Consider the following 19,346-nt stretch of genomic DNA (forward strand, 5'->3'; position numbering starts at 1 on the left):
GCGCGCGAAGGATTGTTTTCTGGGCGGTCATATGCTGTCTCTATATTTGAATTTGGCTATATCTATCATGCGATAAAGCGTGGGGGTTATACAAGAGTTGTCAGGTTTAGTTTACACCGTTAGAGATGATTTATGACATTGAAATTGCCCACTCCCGCCCAACCGCTGATGATCGGCACCCGTGGATCGCCTTTGGCTCTTGCACAAGCACATGAGACGCGTGAGCGTCTGGCCAAAGCGTTCGATTTGCCGTTCGAAGCATTCACGATTGTTGTGATCAAAACGACCGGTGACAAAATCATCGACCGCCCGCTGAAAGAGATTGGCGGCAAAGGTCTGTTCACGCGCGAGATCGAGGCCGACATGATTGCCGGCAAGATTGATATCGCTGTGCACTCCATGAAGGACATGCCGACCTTGCAGCCCGAGGGGCTGATCCTTGATACTTATCTGCCGCGCGAAGACGTGCGTGACGCGTTTATCTCGCCCACTGCAAAGTCGCTGGCGGATCTGTCCGCCGGTACGGTGGTGGGGACCTCCAGTCTGCGCCGTCGCGCGCAACTCATGCTGAAACGTTCGGACCTTGAAGTGGTGGAGTTTCGTGGAAACCTGCAAACGCGTTTGATGAAGCTGGATCAGGGAGTAGCTGCCGCAACCTTCCTTGCTATGGCGGGCCTGCGGCGTTTGAAAATGGATGAGGTACCACATACAGCGATCGAGACTGATGTGATGCTGCCCGCCGTGGCGCAAGGTGCCATCGGGATCGAACGACGGGTGGAGGATACCAACGTGGCCGCAATGTTGGAGGCTATCCACGACACACCCACCGGTCAGCGCCTAGCCGCTGAGCGTTCGTTCCTGCTGGAGCTTGATGGTTCTTGCGAAACACCCATCGCGGGGCTGGCCGAGCTTGACGGCGGTACGCTGCATCTGCGCGGTGAAGTGCTCCGCCCCGATGGATCAGAGGCGTTGAACGACGCCATGAGCTGTCCGATTGAGGATGGCGCATTGGCTGGTAAAGAAATGGCGCAAAAGCTGCTGTCCCAAGCTGGCCCTGACTTCTTCGACTGGAGATAGGAAAAACCGCTTCTCCTTATTCGGGCGCGGCGGTTGTCTATTTTTTCTGGCTAAAAATACTCTAGTGCTCGGCCTGTATTATGCAGGCCGTTTGCGTTTTAGCAGCGCAAAAAAATACCCCAAAGCCCTGACACTATATTGGGACTTTGGGGATCAATTGTGCATTACAGTTTCTGAAATACTCTAGGCGACAGCATGGCTCACGGCGCACTGTTTCCAAAGATGGCTCAGCGCGTTTACCAGATGTTCGATATCCGCGTCCGTGTGCAGGGGCGAGGGGGTAAAGCGCAAACGCTCGGTTCCTTTTGGCACGGTCGGATAGTTGATGGGCTGCACATAGATATCCCATTCGTTCATCAGATAATCCGCTAGCATCCGTGTTTTGACAGGATCTTTGATCATCACCGGGATGATGTGAGACTCGTTCATCAGATGTGGAATACCGGCACGGTCCAGACGGTCACGCAATTTGGCGACCTGGGTCTGATGGCGCGTCCGCTCGTCGTTGGATGTTTTCAGGTGCATAATCGAGGCACGTGCAGCCGCCGCTACGGCAGGGGGCAGGGCGGTGGTAAAGATAAACCCGCTGGCAAAACTGCGGATGAAATCGCACAGCGCGGCGGAACCCGTGATATAGCCACCGACAACGCCATAGGCTTTGCCCAATGTGCCTTCGATCAGGGTAATCCGATCAGCAAGACCTTCACGTTCGGAAATGCCACCACCGCGTGGACCATAAAGGCCAACGGCGTGTACTTCGTCCAGATATGTCATGGCGCCGTATTTTTCGGCTACCTCGACAATCTCGCGCATCGGGCAGATATCACCGTCCATGGAATAGACGCTCTCGAATGCGACGATTTTTGGCACGTTGGCAGGCAGTGCAGCCAGTTTGGCCTCAAGGTCTGCAAAGTCGTTATGTTTCCAGATCACTTTTTTCGCTTTTGAGTGGCGGATGCCCTCAATCATGCTGGCGTGGTTGCCGCTGTCTGACAGGATCACACAGTTTTCCAGACGCGAGCCGAGGCATGACAGTGCCGCCCAGTTGGAGACGTAGCCCGATGTGAACAGCAGCGCAGCCTCTTTGCCATGCAAGTCGGCCAGCTCGGCCTCAAGCAGCAAGTGGTCGTGGTTGGTGCCGGAAATGTTGCGTGTGCCGCCCGCGCCCGTGCCTGTGCGCTGAACCGCTTCGCACATGGCGGCGATCGTCAGCGGGTTCTGACCCATTCCCAGATAGTCATTGCTGCACCAGACCGTCACATCGCGCTTTTCGCCCTCGACGTGGTTCGACGCATGAGGGAATTTGCCCGCCTTGCGTTCAAGTTCGGCGAAGTAGCGGTAGTTGCCATCAGACTTCAATTGATCGATCTGTTCGTTAAATAGTGCGTCAAAGTTCATTGGTTTGGTCCTGTCTTGAAGTCGTAGAGTCGGGCAGCATCCAGCGCCACAGTTTGGCATCGGGCAGCGGCACTACCATCAACCAATGTTCCAAAGCGGCAAGAACCGCGAGGGCTGTGAGCAAAGAAAACCCGACCGTTGTGGCGTGAGTTTCGGCGGAGAGGAGACGTTCTGCAAAGAAGGCAGCAGAGACGCTTAGGAAAGTGACACCGATCGGGAAAGCCATCGTGATGGGGCCGCGGCGGAAATAGGATTTAATGTGATCCAGCGGGGTTGGCACAAATTCTGTATTAATGCGCGGAACGCCGAAGAAGAGGTTTAGTTTGGCCGAGATGCGGGCCACGAATAGAATGATGTAAGTCCATAGCCCAACAGTGTTTTCAGCATGTGCAGCAATCATAACGACTGCCATCAATGTGCCTGCCAACAACAATTCGTGACGCGAGATTGTATCCCACGCGCGGGCGAACCGTGCATACCCTGTGAGGTTTTCGGGGCAGGGGCGTCGTTCGGGGCCGGTGATAATACCGGACAGAAAGGCCAGTTCGACCCAGCCCCAGATCAGTAAAACCGAAACGAAAGCGATATAAGCGTTCGTCACTGTCATTTCCTGTGAACTTATCCAAAGCCCTGCAAAGCCGAGCGCGAAAAGAGGCACCGACATAAACACGTTGCGCCCGTGCGCCACTTGATCGCCAGCGTCGGCCCGCCGCACGATCAGCAGAATTGCCCCGGTGAAAAACCACCAGGCAAATAATGCGATCAATGCTGCGGTCCAAGCTGTTGTCATCAGTAGGCTGGCTTCATAACAGGGCTGGCGGGGACTTCGTTTTTGATTGCGGGGATCGTGTAGAGTGCAACAAAGGCATAGGTCGCTTTTGCCATTCCGCCCAAACGCTGGATCGTACCGCCAATGCCGCCGCGCGCCTTGCCTTCGGCCACCTGACGGGAGGCTTCTTCCATGCGGTCAAGGTTGGGGCGCCAGCGGGGGTGGTCAATGTCGAGCGTCATCGGAAACACCTGCTTGGAGATGTCGGAGGTCTTGCGAAAGACTTCCTGACCGTACCACGTGGTATCCACACCCAATGCGTCATGGAATAAAGGGCGCTGGTGGTCACGCACCCACATGGTTGAAAATACAGCCGTGAGGAAAAACTTGATCCAAAGCTTGTTCACAAAGGATTCGGTCAATTTAGGGTCTGTTTTCAGCAGCAGCGCAAAGGCTTCGCCGTGGGAAAACTCGTCATTGCACCATTCGCGGAACCAGCCGAAAATCGGGTGGAACTGCTTGTCCGGGTTCTGCTCAAGGTGGCGGTAGATCGTGATATAGCGGGCATAGCCGATCTTTTCGGACAGATACGTGGCGTAGTAGATAAATTTGGGGCGGAAGTACGTGTACTTCTTTTGCTGGGTCAGGAACCCGAGGTTCACGCGGATGCCTGCCTCGCGCAGCGCATCGTTGATAAAGCCAGCATGACGCGCTTCGTCGCGGGCCATCAGCTGGAACAGTTGCGTGATATCGGCGTTTGAGCCGCGACGCTTCATTTCCTTATACAGCACGCAGCCCGAAAATTCGGCGGTACAGCTTGAGATCAGAAAGTCGATGAACTCGGCACGCAGCTTTGGCTCCATTCCGTCCCAATCAACGGTGCCCCATTTTTCCGTTTTCTTGAAATGGCCCTTGTTCGGGTCGGCGGCCATTGCGGCGATCATCTTGTCCCAGTCTTCGCGCACGGGGGTCACGTCGATGGCGTCCATCTCGTCAAAATCGGTGGTGTAGAAACGCGGGGTCAGCAGGGTGTTCTGCATGGCCACTTCGGTTGCCTGTTCTGATGTAATCATGCCCGTGTCCAGCGCGTCCTGCGCTGCAATCGCCTCTTCGGCGGTATCGGCATAGGCGGAGTGTGACGGCGTCGGTTTGGTTTGTACGTTCATGACATCACCTCGTCAGAAAAGGAAAACTCACAGAGCTCCATAAATTCGAAATCACCTGTGGCGCGCGTCCAAAGACGCTCAATCGCGCTGGCGCGGGTGATTGTTGCGATCCGCTCTTCGACGACCATCTCACCGTAGGGGGCCATGATCTCGGCACCGTGCACCAGCACGCTGTCACCGGGGTTAATCACAGCACCGTTCAGGAATTTGACGTGTGCAGAAAGCTCTTCAAACCGGTGCGAAATCGTGACCTCGCAGGGGGCTTGTTCGCGGGTTCGTGTAAGTAGTCCCATGGTATTCAGTCCCTTGAATAATGGCTGTCGAAAGTGTGGATCAATCTAGCAGGCTGGCGAAGGCTGCTATGTTGTCGGGGCCGTAGCCGATGAGCTCGAGCGCCCAACCGGTTGTATCGTCGAGGATATCAATGCGCCCGTTCTCGCGGCGCACGATGCGGAATGGCGCGGCGGGGTCGGCGCGTTGAACCTTGCGTTCACGCATCATGGCAACCCATACCACGTCGATGAAACCCGCCTTGTTGCGGGTGGAGTTGGCAATCTCTGTGCCGTTTGCATCCAAAACCTGTATACCAAAATTTCTGTCACCTTCAAAGGTAACACTGCGCTCAGTAACGATTTTATCCAGTGTTGGCAGACCCGTACGGGGCATATCGGTGATGCGCGCATAAGAGACGAGTGCCAGAGAAGCGAGCATCAGGGCAAACATGCCCTGAACCAGAATACGCGGGACCATGTCCTTGTCGCGTGCTTTCATTTGACGGGCGAGGGGGGATGTAAGGCTCATATCAATTACTCTGCTGCAACGGCGTTGGGCGCACTTTGCGCTGGGTCAATCTTTGAGATTTTTGGCGTGTGAACGCGTGTCTCTGCGGCTTCGGCAAAGATCGCGGCCACTTTGGCCACATTTTCGATCCCGCGGAAGGACGGCTGCGCGCGGGCAAAGACCCAAGGACGCGTGTGCGGCCATGTCATCAGATAGGAAATACGCGTGTCGTCAATCAGCTCAAAGCTGAGCGTGCCACTGCCGGATTTGCGCGCTTGCACAGCGGCGTTGCCAATACAGACATAGGGCAGATTGAGCGTCATGGTGAGGGCCGCACCAATCCGCATCGCGGCGCGCTTGTTGGTGAGTGTGTAAACCGTAGAGCGGGCCTGAACATAGGCCATCACATAGATCACCGCACATGCGAGCGCGCAGGCCAGCATGAGTGGCACGGCGTGCCCGATGGCGGTGGAAAGCGGCACGGAGGTGGAGGACACCCCCGCGCGCCAGATTGCTAGCACCACAAAATACCCGATAATCCAATGCATTTTCCAGGCCTCTATGGCCAGACGCATGGGTTTCGGTGCGCCCTGCCACAGGATATGTTCATCCGCGGGCAGTGCTTCGGGTAGGCCGTGAACGGGCTCGAATTTGAAATCGTCGTGGTGCATTGTCGTGTCCCCTGGAATGGTTGCCGGGCGGGTTGGCTAAAACGCCCGGCTGTTGTTGTTTCTTACAGCTTTGGCTCTTCGCGTTTCGGGTCGGCGTACATGGTGCCGCCGCCGTAGTAGGCCATGATTTTCTCTTCCTCGAGCAGCGTGATTTCGCCCTTGGATTTGATGCCTGGTACGGATGCGAAGTGCGTCCCGTAGATCGAGCGAACGGCAACACGATCGGACTTGATGCGTGCAAAGTTCGCAGGGATCAGTGCTGTTTTGCCTGAGCCTTCCGGGTTCAGATCAACGGTGAGGTAGCGCACGTACTGCTCTGGCACGTCGATCCACATGTCGCTGACGCGGCCCACAACTTCGCCGTCACCCGCCACGACAGGTTTGCCGCGCGGGTCGGTACCTGCCGAAATCGTGAACTCTTCCAGCATGCTCATCGGCTGGATTTTGGCATGGCCGTGGGCATCAAGCTCGGGATGATCCTCACGCGGGGCCCATGACGCAGGGCCAACACCATCGGCCATCGGATCGCCTGTTGGCACGAAAGGAGAACCAGCCGCTTTGCTGGTCTGCTCCAGTGCCAGATCGGCACGGTCGCCACGCTGGCCCGATGGGACAGTCAGCTCACCGCGGCCATCGCGCAGGTGGAAGGTCTTGTCTTTTGGAACGGGAAACGGCCCTTGGTTCGGGGCAACTTCGCCATCGTCGGTTTGTAAAGGATAACCTTCGCGCATGTTCTCTGTTTGCAGGTAGTAAACCAGCCCGGCAAAAAAGATCCAGAACAGCCAGATTGCGGCGCTCGCTAGATCGAAGTTACCAAAAAATTCTGTGCCAACCATTGGGGGGTCCTCCGTGTGGTGTTGTGTTCAAGTAGGGAAATCGGCAAGACCAATAGGTCCTGCTTTGGTGGGTGCCGGTGTGCGGGTCCGTACCAATGGGCCCACCGCAATCAGCGTCGCAAAGAGTAGTAAGATCTCGATGTGGTAAACCACCGAGTAACCTGTTGTGGCATTCTGCATGCCAGGGCCGAATGTGCCTGCCATGGCTGCCGAATTTATAACGTCGCGCAGTGCGCCGCCCACAAAGATGGACAAGCCTGCCGCTGTTGCCTGTGCAGCACCCCATGCGCCAAGGGCCAGCCCCTTGCCCGCAAGCGATCCCGTCTCGAGCGTCATGGCAGATGTCAGTGTGGAGATGGCAAAAAGGCCAGAGCCGAGACCGATGCCGAAGGCACCCGCAAAGAACAACACGCCGCTGTCGAGAGGGGCGGCAAAGATCACGGCACTGAAAGCAACCAGCCCGATCAGGACACCGCGTGCGGCCATCAAATGCGGGTTCATCCCCGATCTGAGCCAGCGCGCGGCAAAAGCAAATCCGATCAACGCGCCCACGGACCACATCGCAGTCAGCAACGTGGTGGCCGAAACAGAGAGCCCGAGCACTTCGCCGCCATAAGGCTCTAGCAGCACATCCTGCATGTTGAATGCCAGCGTGCCGAGGAAGACAACAACCAGCAAACGGGGGGCGGAATTTCCGGTTGTCAGATCACGCCATGCATCGGCAAAAGAGGGTTTGGCCGCCTCACGCTCGGCGCGGGTCATCGGGTTGACGCGCTCTTGCTTCCATAGGGCTATGACGTTCAAAACGATGGTCATAACTGCAGCACCCTGCACAACCTGAATAAGACGAAGCTGGCTGAAATCTTTGAGCAATGTGCCGATTACAATCGCCGCAACGGCCATACCGACCAGCAGCATAACATAGAGAAGGGCGACCACCTGTGGCCGTGTCTCGTCCGTGGCGCGATCCGCGGCAAGGGCAAGGCCTGCCGTTTGGGTCATATGCATGCCCAGACCTGTCAGCAAAAATGCAAGTGCTGCACCGACTTCGCCCGCCCACGTAGGACCAACGGCTTGGTCCCCAGTTAACAGCAGCAAACCGAAGGGCATAATGGCGAAGCCCCCGAACTGCCACAGGCTGCCGAACCAGAGGTAGGGAATACGCTTCCACCCGATCGCGGAACGGTATGTGTCCGAGCGGAACCCCAGTAGCGCGCGGAAAGGTGCGACCAGCACGGGAATGGCAATCATGATCGCAACGATCCATGCCATCACGCCCAGCTCGACGATCATCACACGGTTGAGCGTACCCAGCAGCATCACCGATGCCATACCGACCGAGACCTGAAACAGCGACATGCGCAGCAACTGGTTCAGCGGTAACTGTTCACTTACCGCGTCCGAGAACGGCAGCGAGCGCAGCGTGAGCGCCATCAGGCCTTTCTTGGTCGGGATCATCATGCGGAAAACTCCAACGCGGCGGAGAAATAGAACCCTGATTTCACGCGGCGAATTTCGCGCAGACGACCCACGGGCAATTTTGCGGCAATCGCAGTAGGATTATGCGGGATCATCACCGGAGAACGGTCGCGGCGCGGGGCCAGTTTGCCCAGACGCCAGAACGCCATGAGTAGCGGCGTGCGCGGTGCCACCGTAAAGATCATCTTGCCCGACAGGCGCGGTGCGATACCACCCAATATACGGGCGATATCATCGGCGGTGTAATAAATCAGGCTGTCCATCGCGACGATATGGTCGAAGTGCCCCAGCGCGGGGTCCAGCATATCACCGTCTGAAAATGTCACGCGGCGCGCCACGGCATCGGGCGTCCGTTTGCGCGCGATCTCGACCAGTTGGGGTGAGATGTCGACACCGACAACCTGCGCCCCACGTGCCGCCAGCTCAAACGCCAGCGCACCAGTGCCGCAGCCCGCATCAAGGATACGCGCACCGCGTAAATCATCGGGCAGGCTGGATACGATTAGCGCCCGCATTTCATCCCGGCCCGCACGCACCGTGGCACGGATGCCAGACACAGGTGCGTCCGATGTCAAACGCTCCCAAGTCTTGGTTGCGGTGCTGTCGAAATACGTCTCGACCCTGTCACGCGTGGTGGCATAGGCAGCTGACGTTTTCGGCCGTTCCGAATATATGCGGGTGCCGTCAGCCATCAATCAAATCCAAGCAGGTCAAAGATTTCACGGTCAGGCAGGGATTTGGGCGCCAGTGGATCGGTGCCCGCCCAAAGCGTGTTCGCCAGACGGATATACTCGGCCTGCACAGCGGCAATCTCGTCGTCCAGCTCCATTTCGAACAATGTCTTTTTCTTGAGACGCGAGCGGCGGATTGCATCAAGGTCGGGCAGGTGGGCCAGACGGTTGAAGCCTACGGTTTCGCAATAGCGGTCAACCTCATTGGTGTCTTTGGAGCGGTTGGCCACACAACCCGCAAGGCGCACCTTGTAGTTGGTTGATTTCGCCTCAACCGCAGCGATGATGCGGTTCATTGCATAGATGCTGTCGAAGTCGTTGGCTGTCACGATCAATGCGCGGTCAGCGTGTTGCAAAGGTGCGGCAAAGCCACCGCAGACAACATCCCCCAGAACATCAAAAATCACAACGTCGGTGTCTTCCAGCAGGTGGTGCTGTTTGAGCAGTTTGACAGTCTGGCCGACAACATAACCGCCACAGCCTGTACCCGCAGGCGGGCCACCCGCCTCAACACATTTCACACCGCCGTACCCTTCAAAGACGAAATCCTCGGCGCGTAGTTCTTCGGGGTGGAAATCCACCTCCTTGAGAATATCGATCACCGTGGGGATCAGTTTGCCCGTCAGGGTAAACGTGCTGTCATGCTTGGGGTCACACCCGATTTGCAAAACCCGTTTACCCATCTTGGAGAATGCAGCAGACAGGTTGCTCGAGGTGGTCGATTTCCCGATCCCACCCTTGCCGTAGACGGCAAAAACCTTTGCGCCTTCAATCTGCGCCTCTGCGTCCTGATGGACCTGAACGGATCCTTCGCCATCCTGGCCGCGGCCAAGGTTCGGGATGCCTTTATCAAGTGGGCTCATGTTATTTCCTTCCCTGAGGTCATTCGGCTGCGATGCCCTCTAGTTGATCTTCGATTGCGTCCGCTGCATTTTGAAGCGCTGCGAGCGTTGCGTCGTCGGGTTGCCAGTATTGGCGATCGCTGGCTTCGATCAGGCGGTTTGCCATACGCATCGAGGCTTGCGGGTTAAGATCTGCGAGGCGCTTGCGCATCGCTTCGTCGAGAACAAATGTCTCGGACAGGCGCTGATAGACCCACGGATCAACTTTTCCCGTAGTGGCCGACCAACCCATTGTGTTGGTGACGTTCGCCTCAAGAATGCGCACACCCTCGTGACCGTGTTTGAGCAGCGGCTCGTAAAACGCAGGGTTAAGATTGCGCGCCCGCGTCTCAAGCGCGACTTGGTCGCGCAGGGTGCGCACCTTGGTGCCGCCCGTGGTCTGGTCGCCGATATAAACGGGCAGTTCCTTGCCACCTTGGGCGCGCTTTACGGCAGTGGCGATACCGCCCAGCGTATCAAAATAATGATCCACCGATGTGACACCCAGCTCAACCGATTCAAGGTTCTGATAGGCCAGATCAACCTGCTTGAGCGTATCTTCCAGCAGCGCCGTTTGCTGACTGGCCTCACCGTCCATGCCGTAGGCAAAGCTCTTGCGCGCCTGGTACGCATCGGCCAATTCGCTCTCGTCGTCATAGGTCGAATTATCGACCATCTGGTTCACATTCGAGCCGTATGCGCCTTCGGCATTGGAGAATACCCGCAAGGCGGCTGTTTTCATATCACAGCCGTTGGACTCCATAAACGCCAGCGCATGGGCGCGGATGGGGTTATATTCATAGGGCTCATCCGCCATAGCGCACTGATAGGCCGCATCGGCCAGCAGTTTGGTCTGCAAGGGCAGCAGATCGCGGAAGATGCCGGAAAGCGTCATAATCACATCAACACGCGCACGGCCCAGATCGGCCAACTGCACCAGATCGGCACCGCACAAGCGGCCGTTCATGTCAAAGCGCGGGGTGCAGCCCATCAGGCTGAGTGCTTGGGCAATCGGGCCACCGTTGGATTTGATATTGTCGCTGCCCCAAAGAACCAGCGCCACGGTGCGCGGCATACAGTCATGGGTGCGCAGCAGCTCGTCGGCCTGCTTGGCGCCATTCATCATGGCCTCGGCGGTGGGCATGCGGAAAGGGTCGAACGCGTGGATGTTGCGGCCTGTTGGCAGAATCTCGGGCGCGCGGATCACATCACCGCCTGCGACGGGGGCGATATACTGGCCGTTCAATGCGCGCATCAGGGCAGGCAGTTCGGCATCTTCGCTCAGGTATTTCTTGGCTGTCTTACGCGCCTCGGGAGAGGAGAACTGCATCTGGTCGAGGGTCATCTCGATATTCTCGGCCGTGCCGGTATTGCCAACGATGTGCAGACCTTCAGGGATCAGGCTCGCCTCGGTTTCCAGCAGGGTCAGCCAGAGCGTATCCAGATCATCGCCGCGCATATCGACGGCTTCGGCCTGCGCTGCGATCAGTTCTTCCAGATCGGTCTGGTCGCTATCGGGCGGGGCTGTGCGCCACTGATTTAGCGATTCCTTCAGTGAAGTCAGACCCTTGTAAAGGCCCGCGTTTTGCAGTGGCGGCGTCAGATAGGTTACTGTTGTGGCGCCGATACGGCGTTTGGCCAATGTCGCCTCGGACGGGTTGTTGGCGGCATAAAGATACACGTTGGGCAGATTACCCATCAAACGATCAGGCCAGCATTTGGAGCCGACGCCGTTTTGCTTGCCGGGCATGAATTCCAGCGCGCCGTGCATGCCGAAATGCAGCACCACATCAGCAGCCAGATCATGCTTGATATACTGGTAGAACGCGTTGAACGCATGGGTCGGGGCAAAGCCGCCCTCGAACAACAGGCGCATGGGGTCGCCTTCATAGCCGAATGTGGGCTGCACGCCGACAAATACTTTGCCGAACTGCGCACCAAGGATGAACACCTCGCGGCCATTGGCCTGAATTTTGCCGGGGGCAGGGCCCCAAACGGCCTCGATCTCGGACAGCCAGGGCGTGCGGCGGACCAGTTGATCCGCGCTGACGGTCGTGGCCACATTGGCCTCCTGGCCATAGACGTCGGCGTTGCCCTTCAGCACAACCTCGCGCAACTCCTCGACCGTGGCGGGGGGCGTGAGGTCATAGCCTTGCGCTTTCATCGCGTGCAATGTGTTGTGCAGGCTCTCGAAGACCGACAGGTAAGCGGCTGTGCCAACAGCGCCTGCATTGGGTGGAAAGCCGAACAGGACGATGGCCGCGTTTTTATCAGCGTTGCGCGCACGGCGCAGTGCTGCAAGGCGCATCGCTTTGTCTACCAGCGCGTCAATACGCTCGGGGCAGGGGGCCATCGCTTTGACGGCACTTGTAGCAGGGCAGGGCGTGGGGCAATGGCTGCATCCATCAGCGCCATGACGGCCTGCAAAAACAGTCGGGTTGGTCGCGCCGTCCAGTTCAGGCAAGGCGATCAGCATTGTTGTCTCGATCGGGCTAAGCCCTTGGCCGCCCGCAGCCCATTGGCCCAAGGTCTGAAACTCAAGCGGTTGCGCGTTCAAATACGGTACGTCCAGTGCTTTGAGAACGGATACAGCTGCTTCGCTATCGTTATAGGCAGGCCCACCGACCAGCGAAAAACCCGTGAGCGATACAAGCGCGTCGATCTTGCCAGCGTGATAGCCCTCAATCGCGGGTCGGCCATCAAGACCTCCGGCAAATCCAGCGATGACGCGGCAGCCTCTCGCCTCGAAGGTGCGAATGACGTGATCGTAATGGGCTGTATCGCCAGACAGAATATAGCTGCGCAGCATTACGATACCGATTGTCGGGCCGTCACCCTTCATCGGCAGATCGGCCAGCTTTGTGGTGATGTGCATATCGGGCAGATCAGGGTGGTAGAGCCCGCATTCAGGGTATTCAACTGGATCAGCCGCCTTGATCCCCCGCCATGGGGTGACATGCGTATAGCGGGTAATCAAAAACCGGATCATGTTCTCGATGTTGGTATCCGAGCCGCCCAGCCAGTATTGCATCGACAAGAACCAAGCGCGCAAATCCTGGCTTTTGCCGGGAATCAAGCGAAGGATTTTGGGGATGCGGCGCAGCATTTTCATCTGGCCGGCGCCGGATTTGCCGGATGACTTCGCAGGCTTGAGCTTTTTCAGCAGGCCCATAGCACCGGTAGCGGGCTTGGACATATCCAGATCACCCATGCGCGTCAGCTGGGTCAATTCCTGATCGCAGACCACGTTGATCATTGCATCGCAATGCGCGCGGCGCGCTTTGAGCGCGGGCAGGATGGCCCGTACCTGATCTTCGAGAAACAGCACACAAGTGACGATAATGTCCGCCGTCTCGATATCATCCAGTGCGGCGCGCAGGGTTTCGGGGTCTTTCTCCCATTCGGCTGCTGCGTGAATTTTGACGTTCAATCCGGGAAAGTCCATGGCCAGCATCGGGGCCACACGGGCCGCGGGGCCCGCTGCATGGCGATCCAGTGTGATGATCACAAAGTTATAGGATAGATCCGTCATTTCATCGCGCATAGTGCGCCTTCGCATCGTACAAAGTATCGACGCTAATCTCTCCGATGCCTTGCTCGCTGGCATAGGTCTCGGTGTTGCGGCGGGCCTTGCCACGGACAAAGAATGGAATTTTCTTCAATTCACGTTCTGCATCCGACAGCCAGACAACCTCGACACCGCCTGTTGCGGGCGCGGCCTCGGGCTTCATTTTTCTTTCTAAACTCACGGGCGCTTGCGCCCCTTCAACCTTGGCGGCGGGGGCATGGCCGCCGTGATGGCTCGGCCCTGCGGCATCGTTGAATTCGAAATCCTCGCGGAACATGTGCAGCAGGTGTTCCTCCAGCCCCATGACCATCGGATGCACCCAAGTGTCAAAGAGCACATTCGCACCCTCAAAACCCATCTGCGGTGAATAGCGCGCGGGGAAATCCTGTACGTGGACGGGGGCGGAAATTACGGCACAAGGGATGCCCAGACGCTTCCCGATATGCCGCTCCATCTGAGTGCCGAGGATCATCTCGGGCTGCAACGCCTCGATGGCGGCCTCAACCTCGAGGTAGTCATCAGTAATCAGCGCCTCCAGCCCGTATTCCTTGGCCAATGCACGGATCGGGCGGGCGAATTCGCGGTTGTAACAGCCCATACCGGCCACTTCGAAACCCATTTCGTCGCGGGCAAAACGTGCGGCGGCAGCGACATGGGTGCCGTCCCCGAACAAGAACACGCGTTTGCCTGTCAGGTAAGTACTGTCGACAGAGCGGCTCCACCATGTTTGACGGTTGCGGTCCTGGTCAATTTGCGCGGTTGAGCCTGAGAGAGCGCGGACTTCGGCGATGAAATCATGGGTGGCGCCAACGCCAATCGGAATAACTTTGGTATAGGGCTGGCCAAACGTCTTTTCGCAATACCGCGCGGCAGATTCACCCGTTTCAGGATAGAGCAGGACGTTAAAATGGGCTTGACCCATTTTCGCGATATCAGCGGGGGTTGAGCCCATGGGACCGGTCACATTGACCTCGATCCCCATCTCGTACAGCAGATTGGTGATTTCCTGAACGTCGTCGCGGTGACGGAAACCCAAGGCCGTTGGTCCGATGATGTTGCACGACACGCGGGCCGTTTTCTCCATCGGCTTGGCAAGGTGCCGCACGATCTGAAGGAAGGTCTCGTCTGCGCCGAAATTCTCTTTGCGCTGATAGCTTGGCAGTTCCAGCGGGATCACCGGAATGGGCAGGCCCATGGTTTCAGCCAGACCAGCGGGATCATCCTGAATAAGCTCGGCGGTGCACGAAGCACCCACAATGATCGCTTCGGGTTGGAAGCGGTCATAGGCATCCTGACAGGCCTGTTTGAACAGCCCAGCAGTATCAGAGCCCAGATCGCGGGCCTGAAATGTCGTGTAGGTGACAGGCGGGCGGTGATCGCGGCGCTCAATCATCGTGAACAGCAGATCGGCGTATGTGTCGCCCTGCGGGGCGTGCAGCACATAGTGCAGACCCTTCATGCCGGTGGCGACGCGCATCGCACCTACGTGTGGAGGGCCCTCATATGTCCAGACTGTCAGCTTCATGCCATGACCTCCTTGAACATCGGGTCAGAGGTGCCGTGGTTAAGGATGCCCTTGCGGCGTAGCGGACGCGCAAACAATGCGGCCAGATCACCAGCTTGTTCGTAGAAATGCACAGGCGTGAACACCAGTTCGATCGCCCATTTGGTAGACAGGCCTTCGGCCTCCAGCGGGTTGGCAAGGCCAAGGCCACAAACGGTCAGGTCGGGGCGCATCTCGCGGCAGCGGTCTAGCTGCATGTCCACGTCCTGCCCTTCGGATATCTGGGGGCCTTCGGGCAGCAGATCAAGATCGGGACCGTGCAGCGCGTCGTGGATGTAGGGGGAGCCGACCTCAAGCGGGGTCATACCACATTCGCGCGCCAGAAAGCGGGCGAGGGGGATTTCCAACTGGCTGTCGGGAAAAAAGAAAACGGTCTTGTCTCGCAGTGTCTCGGCGGCTGCGGCAACAGCCTGACGCGCACGGCGGCGCGGCGCTTCGGTCACTTTGTCAAACAGCGCGCGGTCTACGCCGAATTCTTCGGCTACAGCGGCCAGCCATGCCGTCGTACCTTCTTCGCCCAGCGGGAAGGGCGCCTGGATATGCTTGGCGCCACGCCGCTCTAGGGCGGCATGTGTATCGCTGAGGAACGGCTGTGTCAGGGCATAGACGGTGTTTTCACCGATGCCCATTTCATCATCAATATTGCGGGCAGGCAGGACACGGACAGGGCCAATGCCCATGGCATCCAGCAGGCCCAGCATCTGGTCTTCGACCACATCAGGCAGCGCGCCGACAACCAGCAGCTCACGCGCATCGGATTGCGGCAGCACAGGCACCATCGAGGCGAGGCAGGCATCTTCGCCTTGTGTGAATGTCGTCTCGATGCCCGAGCCGGAGTATTCCAGCACGCGGACCTTGGGGGCAAACTCCTTGGTCAAACGCTCGGCTGCGCGGCTGAGGTCCAGCTTGATTACTTCGGACGGGCAGGAACCCACGAGGAAAAGCTGGCGAATGTCTGGACGGCGCGCCAGCAGGCGGGCGACTTCGCGGTCCAGCTCTTTATGTGCGTCGTTCAGGCCTGCCAGATCCGATTCTTCGAGAATCGCCGTGCCGAACCGCGGCTCGGCAAAGATCATCACGCCTGCGGCGGATTGCAAAAGATGCGCGCAGGTGCGCGAGCCCACGACCAGAAAAAACGCGTCCTGAATCTTGCGGTGCAACCAGATGATACCCGTCAGCCCGCAAAACACTTCGCGCTGGCCCCGCTGCTTGAGAACGGGCGATGTGCGGCACCCGAGGGCAGGAGGGGGAGGGGTGAGATCGTTCATGCGAGCACCTGTGACTGAAGGCGCGCAATGCGCAGTTTCCAAATGAACTGGCCCGCGTTGATGACGTAGGCTGCATAGGCGGCAAGAGCCACCATCATCAGCGCCCAAGGGGTCATCGTACCTGCGAAAAGGCCATAAAGATAAAGGGTATGCAGCGTGATCACGACAAAGCTGAACACGTCTTCCCAAAAGAAGCCGGGTGCAAAAAGATACTGGCCGAAGACGACCTTTTCCCAGATCGCGCCCGTTACCATGATGAGGTATAGCGCGCAGGTTTTAAGCACGACCGAGCCTGTGGCGATGTCGTAGCCTTCTCCCGTCGCAAGGTAGCGTACCACCAACACGAGAGAGACCAGAAAGATGACGAACTGGACGGGGGCGAGAATCCCCTGAATGAGGGTCCAGACGGATGCATCGCGCCGCGCCCGCTGGGCGGGAGTATAGAGCGGCTGGCGCTGGGATGATGGCAGCATCGCGGAGTCCTCGGGATTGGTCCTATGTCGAGAAAGTTGACACTGAATCTGCCAAGTGTCAACTTTGATTTACACATATGAAATTTATACAAAAGGGCGGTTTGCGGCCTAAATCCCTTATAATACGGTACTAATCCGAGATCAGAGTGGCCGAATGTCAATATTAATTGACAATACACTATGCGGGATAGACCATGATTGCCGTTCGCCCTAGTAACTTACTGTCCTTTTAGCGCTCCAGATTCGAGGCCAAATTCCGATGTCCAACGACAAGACAGCCCCAGCACCTGCGTCAGACGTGGGTGGCGTTGCGCGTCAGGTGTTGTCGGTTCTGTCGAGCGAGCTGCGACTGATCTATCCTGATATGCCGCCCCGTGCACTTGTGCGTTATCTGGACGAAATGCAGCGTGCCGTTTCCAAATCCAGCCCGGATACAATGGACGAACTGCTGAGCCGTATGCGCCGTGCAGGTATTCGTGATGCGGATATCGCGGACTTCTATATTCCTGTGGTGGCGCGCCGTCTGGGCGAGGAGTGGATCGCGGATACGCTGGAGTTTATGCAGGTCACTGTTGGCATGTCCAATCTCAATAGCCTGCTGCGTTCACTCGATGCCAGCTGGTGCACACCGGAGCGCGCGCCGTTTGGCACAATGGGCGAGATTTGTATTATTGCGCCCGCTGGTGTGCAGCATTCCTTCGGGGCAAGTATTTTGGCAGGCCAGATGCGGCGTGCAGGGTATGACGTCAAGCTGGGGATGAGCCTGAATCTCGATCAAATTGTGAATTTCGTAAGCTCTCCCGCAACGATGGGTGTGATGTTGACTGCTTCTTCGTTCGAGTCGCTTGATTTCTTGCGGTTGGTTGTGAAAAAGGTGCGCGAGGGGAACCCTTGGGTGCCAGTACTTATAGGCGGAAACGTTTTGGAACGAGACATCGATATTTGTGATGCAATCGGTACCGATTACGCAACAGATGACTGGCAGACCGCTCTGAGCTTTTGTGCGCAGCGGGTGAAATCGTGATGTCTGAGACTAGCCAGACATGGACAAGTGGCTTGATCCCTCAGATTGCCTCTGAAAACGTGAACGAGATCATCTCGCGTTTGGCGGATTTGGGTCTTGTTATATCTGCGCAGGGTGATGTCCTGGGTGTTTTGGCAAATCCGATGTTCCGCCCCAAAGACATCGTTGCGCGGTTTGAAGGCATGCGTGTGCAAGATACGCTTACCATTGAGAGCTGCACGAAATTCGAAAGCCGTCTGGCGGTATTTCTGGAAGGCGATTCACATACGCGCCCCGTAGAAGTGAACCACACTCTGGACGGCACCAAGGACACTCTGCCGATCCGCTATAGCTTTCACCAGATTGGGGAGAGCGGCAAAATTCTGATGTTGGGCCGTGACCTGCGCCCGATTGCCGACATGCAGCAACAGTTGGTGGCCGCACAGCTCACGCTGGAGCGTGACTATGAGGCGCGGCGCGAGCATGACATGCAGTTTCGTGTGCTGATGGCCTCTATTGACGATGCGATGATGTTTGTCTCGCTGCCCGCAGGTATCGTGACCGACTGTAATCCCGCTGCCCGCGTTCTACTGGGTAAACAGGGTGGTGATCTGGTCGGTGTCTCGCTGGATCAGGTGTTTGAGGGGAAAGGCAAAGGCGATCTGGTTGAGCGGCTTGTGGCGCTTTCCAACGATAGCGCCAAGCCGAACGCAACGCTGCGGACCCGCACGCCGGGGCGTATGGTGACGGTGCGCCCTGTGTTGTTCCGTCGGGGTGGTGATCAGGCGATGCTGTGTCGCATTGCCGCCAGCGCACCCGAAGCTCTGAAATCGGATAGTTTGCAAGACAATCTGACGGGCCTGTACGAACGTGGCAGCGACGCGATTGTTTTTGTGAGCGCAGCAGGCATAGTTCTCAGCGCAAACGAAGGGTTTCTGAACCTTGCAGATGTTACCCACGGTCTGGCGCTCAAAGGCCGGTCAATTGTAGATTTTCTGGCCCGCGGGACGGTTGATCTGAATGTCATGCTCGACAATGCCGCGCGTAGTGGCACGATGCGGTCTTATGCAACCCGTGTCACTGGTGAGTTCGGCGCAGAGCGCGCTGTTGAAATTGCCACGACACACGTCCAAACTGGATCGGAGCCGGTATTCGCACTGGTTCTGCGCGACATGAGCCGTAAAGAACCTGAACGCGCAGAAACCCAGCAGCTGGGCGAAGTTGATATTCAGTCGGTGATTGAATTGATCGGCAGCCAGTCTTTGCGCGATATTGTCGCCAAGACCACGGATGTTGTCGAGAAGATGTGTATCGAAACCGCCGTCGAGCTTACGTCGAACAACCGTGTTGCGGCGGCTGAGATGTTGGGGCTGTCGCGCCAGTCGCTCTACGTCAAGCTGCGCAAATATGGCTTGCTGAAATCGGGCAGCGGTGACTGAAACAGTTTCGAAACGTGATTTAAGCTACCTGAATATTACATAATTAGCATTACAGAGTATTCTTGATAATTCGGAGCTCTAGTGCAGGGTGCGCTTTGCAAATAGCTTTTGAGCGCGCCTTCTCCCGTGAAATGCCCCAATGTCGGTTCAAGACTTACCGCCAAGTCGCGCTGTAGGCAGTTTAGTGCAGTAAAAGCGGAATAACTTGAATACTATTGTATGCAGGCTATCCTAGGTGAACAG

General features: G+C 57.4%; 17 protein-coding genes. 3 read left to right on the plus strand and 14 right to left on the minus strand.

Features of this window, described 5'->3' with window-relative positions:
- Window positions 1–132: 132 nt before the first annotated feature.
- Entirely contained in the window at window positions 133–1,077 is a 945-nt protein-coding gene (gene hemC / locus Q0903_RS19120) for a hydroxymethylbilane synthase (RefSeq protein WP_299031973.1), read from the plus strand.
- 183 nt (window positions 1,078–1,260) lie between these two features.
- Here the strand turns inward: hemC and hemA are convergent, their stop codons facing one another.
- From hemA to bchF, 14 genes are all read right to left on the minus strand, one after another.
- Window positions 1,261–2,475, minus strand: coding sequence for a 5-aminolevulinate synthase (gene hemA, locus Q0903_RS19125; RefSeq protein WP_299031975.1), 1,215 nt, complete (start codon window positions 2,473–2,475; stop codon window positions 1,261–1,263).
- Window positions 2,465–3,265, minus strand: a complete 801-nt coding sequence (puhE, locus tag Q0903_RS19130; RefSeq protein WP_299031976.1) for a putative photosynthetic complex assembly protein PuhE — start codon at window positions 3,263–3,265, stop codon at window positions 2,465–2,467. Before puhE ends, hemA begins: the two co-directional genes overlap by 11 nt.
- Window positions 3,265–4,410: a magnesium-protoporphyrin IX monomethyl ester (oxidative) cyclase gene (acsF, locus tag Q0903_RS19135; protein WP_299417906.1), complete on the minus strand. Its 1,146-nt coding sequence runs from the start codon at window positions 4,408–4,410 to the stop codon at window positions 3,265–3,267. The genes puhE and acsF overlap by 1 nt, the downstream gene beginning before the upstream one ends.
- Entirely contained in the window at window positions 4,407–4,703 is a 297-nt protein-coding gene (locus Q0903_RS19140) for a hypothetical protein (protein WP_299031980.1), read from the minus strand. The genes acsF and Q0903_RS19140 overlap by 4 nt, the downstream gene beginning before the upstream one ends.
- 40 nt (window positions 4,704–4,743) lie before the next feature.
- Window positions 4,744–5,211, minus strand: coding sequence for a photosynthetic complex assembly protein PuhC (gene puhC, locus Q0903_RS19145; RefSeq protein ID WP_299031982.1), 468 nt, complete (start codon window positions 5,209–5,211; stop codon window positions 4,744–4,746).
- Between the two features lie 5 nt (window positions 5,212–5,216).
- On the minus strand, window positions 5,217–5,861 hold the full coding sequence (gene puhB / locus Q0903_RS19150) for a photosynthetic complex putative assembly protein PuhB (RefSeq protein WP_299417908.1): 645 nt from the start codon (window positions 5,859–5,861) through the stop codon (window positions 5,217–5,219).
- A gap of 62 nt (window positions 5,862–5,923) precedes the next feature.
- Entirely contained in the window at window positions 5,924–6,697 is a 774-nt protein-coding gene (puhA, locus tag Q0903_RS19155; RefSeq protein WP_299031985.1) for a photosynthetic reaction center subunit H, read from the minus strand.
- A 27-nt stretch (window positions 6,698–6,724) separates the two neighbouring features.
- Entirely contained in the window at window positions 6,725–8,155 is a 1,431-nt protein-coding gene (locus tag Q0903_RS19160) for a PucC family protein (protein WP_299032000.1), read from the minus strand.
- On the minus strand, window positions 8,155–8,868 hold the full coding sequence (bchM, locus tag Q0903_RS19165; protein WP_299417911.1) for a magnesium protoporphyrin IX methyltransferase: 714 nt from the start codon (window positions 8,866–8,868) through the stop codon (window positions 8,155–8,157). Before bchM ends, Q0903_RS19160 begins: the two co-directional genes overlap by 1 nt.
- Window positions 8,868–9,770 (minus strand): ferredoxin:protochlorophyllide reductase (ATP-dependent) iron-sulfur ATP-binding protein, encoded by a 903-nt coding sequence (gene bchL / locus Q0903_RS19170; RefSeq protein ID WP_299031989.1) that lies wholly within the window; start codon window positions 9,768–9,770, stop codon window positions 8,868–8,870. Before bchL ends, bchM begins: the two co-directional genes overlap by 1 nt.
- Window positions 9,771–9,789: 19 nt before the next feature.
- Window positions 9,790–13,332, minus strand: coding sequence for a cobaltochelatase subunit CobN (locus tag Q0903_RS19175; protein WP_299417913.1), 3,543 nt, complete (start codon window positions 13,330–13,332; stop codon window positions 9,790–9,792).
- Window positions 13,322–14,881: a ferredoxin:protochlorophyllide reductase (ATP-dependent) subunit B gene (gene bchB, locus Q0903_RS19180; RefSeq protein WP_299417915.1), complete on the minus strand. Its 1,560-nt coding sequence runs from the start codon at window positions 14,879–14,881 to the stop codon at window positions 13,322–13,324. The genes Q0903_RS19175 and bchB overlap by 11 nt, the downstream gene beginning before the upstream one ends.
- Window positions 14,878–16,188: a ferredoxin:protochlorophyllide reductase (ATP-dependent) subunit N gene (locus tag Q0903_RS19185; protein WP_299417917.1), complete on the minus strand. Its 1,311-nt coding sequence runs from the start codon at window positions 16,186–16,188 to the stop codon at window positions 14,878–14,880. Before Q0903_RS19185 ends, bchB begins: the two co-directional genes overlap by 4 nt.
- Window positions 16,185–16,661 (minus strand): 2-vinyl bacteriochlorophyllide hydratase, encoded by a 477-nt coding sequence (bchF, locus tag Q0903_RS19190; protein WP_299031852.1) that lies wholly within the window; start codon window positions 16,659–16,661, stop codon window positions 16,185–16,187. Before bchF ends, Q0903_RS19185 begins: the two co-directional genes overlap by 4 nt.
- 259 nt (window positions 16,662–16,920) lie before the next feature.
- On the opposite strand from bchF, the gene Q0903_RS19195 reads away from it, so the two are divergent.
- Both Q0903_RS19195 and ppsR read left to right on the plus strand, forming a co-directional pair.
- Window positions 16,921–17,685: a cobalamin B12-binding domain-containing protein gene (locus Q0903_RS19195; RefSeq protein ID WP_299031856.1), complete on the plus strand. Its 765-nt coding sequence runs from the start codon at window positions 16,921–16,923 to the stop codon at window positions 17,683–17,685.
- Window positions 17,685–19,103: a transcriptional regulator PpsR gene (gene ppsR, locus Q0903_RS19200; protein WP_299031857.1), complete on the plus strand. Its 1,419-nt coding sequence runs from the start codon at window positions 17,685–17,687 to the stop codon at window positions 19,101–19,103. The genes Q0903_RS19195 and ppsR overlap by 1 nt, the downstream gene beginning before the upstream one ends.
- Window positions 19,104–19,346: the final 243 nt, after the last annotated feature.

The organism is uncultured Sulfitobacter sp. (genome assembly GCF_947502895.1).
GTDB lineage: Bacteria > Pseudomonadota > Alphaproteobacteria > Rhodobacterales > Rhodobacteraceae > Sulfitobacter.

Bases quoted from the DNA above. Each gene is read 5' to 3' on its own strand.
- bchM (WP_299417911.1), bottom strand. From the start codon at position 8,868: ATGGCTGACGGCACCCGCATATATTCGGAACGGCCGAAAACGTCAGCT.
- puhE (WP_299031976.1), bottom strand. From the start codon at position 3,265: ATGACAACAGCTTGGACCGCAGCATTGATCGCATTATTTGCCTGGTGG.
- puhB (WP_299417908.1), bottom strand. From the start codon at position 5,861: ATGCACCACGACGATTTCAAATTCGAGCCCGTTCACGGCCTACCCGAA.
- Q0903_RS19175 (WP_299417913.1), bottom strand. From the start codon at position 13,332: ATGCGCGATGAAATGACGGATCTATCCTATAACTTTGTGATCATCACA.
- puhC (WP_299031982.1), bottom strand. From the start codon at position 5,211: ATGAGCCTTACATCCCCCCTCGCCCGTCAAATGAAAGCACGCGACAAG.
- puhA (WP_299031985.1), bottom strand. From the start codon at position 6,697: ATGGTTGGCACAGAATTTTTTGGTAACTTCGATCTAGCGAGCGCCGCA.
- hemA (WP_299031975.1), bottom strand. From the start codon at position 2,475: ATGAACTTTGACGCACTATTTAACGAACAGATCGATCAATTGAAGTCT.
- bchB (WP_299417915.1), bottom strand. From the start codon at position 14,881: ATGAAGCTGACAGTCTGGACATATGAGGGCCCTCCACACGTAGGTGCG.
- Q0903_RS19185 (WP_299417917.1), bottom strand. From the start codon at position 16,188: ATGAACGATCTCACCCCTCCCCCTCCTGCCCTCGGGTGCCGCACATCG.
- Q0903_RS19195 (WP_299031856.1), top strand. From the start codon at position 16,921: ATGTCCAACGACAAGACAGCCCCAGCACCTGCGTCAGACGTGGGTGGC.
- Q0903_RS19160 (WP_299032000.1), bottom strand. From the start codon at position 8,155: ATGATCCCGACCAAGAAAGGCCTGATGGCGCTCACGCTGCGCTCGCTG.
- bchF (WP_299031852.1), bottom strand. From the start codon at position 16,661: ATGCTGCCATCATCCCAGCGCCAGCCGCTCTATACTCCCGCCCAGCGG.
- bchL (WP_299031989.1), bottom strand. From the start codon at position 9,770: ATGAGCCCACTTGATAAAGGCATCCCGAACCTTGGCCGCGGCCAGGAT.
- ppsR (WP_299031857.1), top strand. From the start codon at position 17,685: ATGTCTGAGACTAGCCAGACATGGACAAGTGGCTTGATCCCTCAGATT.
- Q0903_RS19140 (WP_299031980.1), bottom strand. From the start codon at position 4,703: ATGGGACTACTTACACGAACCCGCGAACAAGCCCCCTGCGAGGTCACG.
- acsF (WP_299417906.1), bottom strand. From the start codon at position 4,410: ATGAACGTACAAACCAAACCGACGCCGTCACACTCCGCCTATGCCGAT.
- hemC (WP_299031973.1), top strand. From the start codon at position 133: ATGACATTGAAATTGCCCACTCCCGCCCAACCGCTGATGATCGGCACC.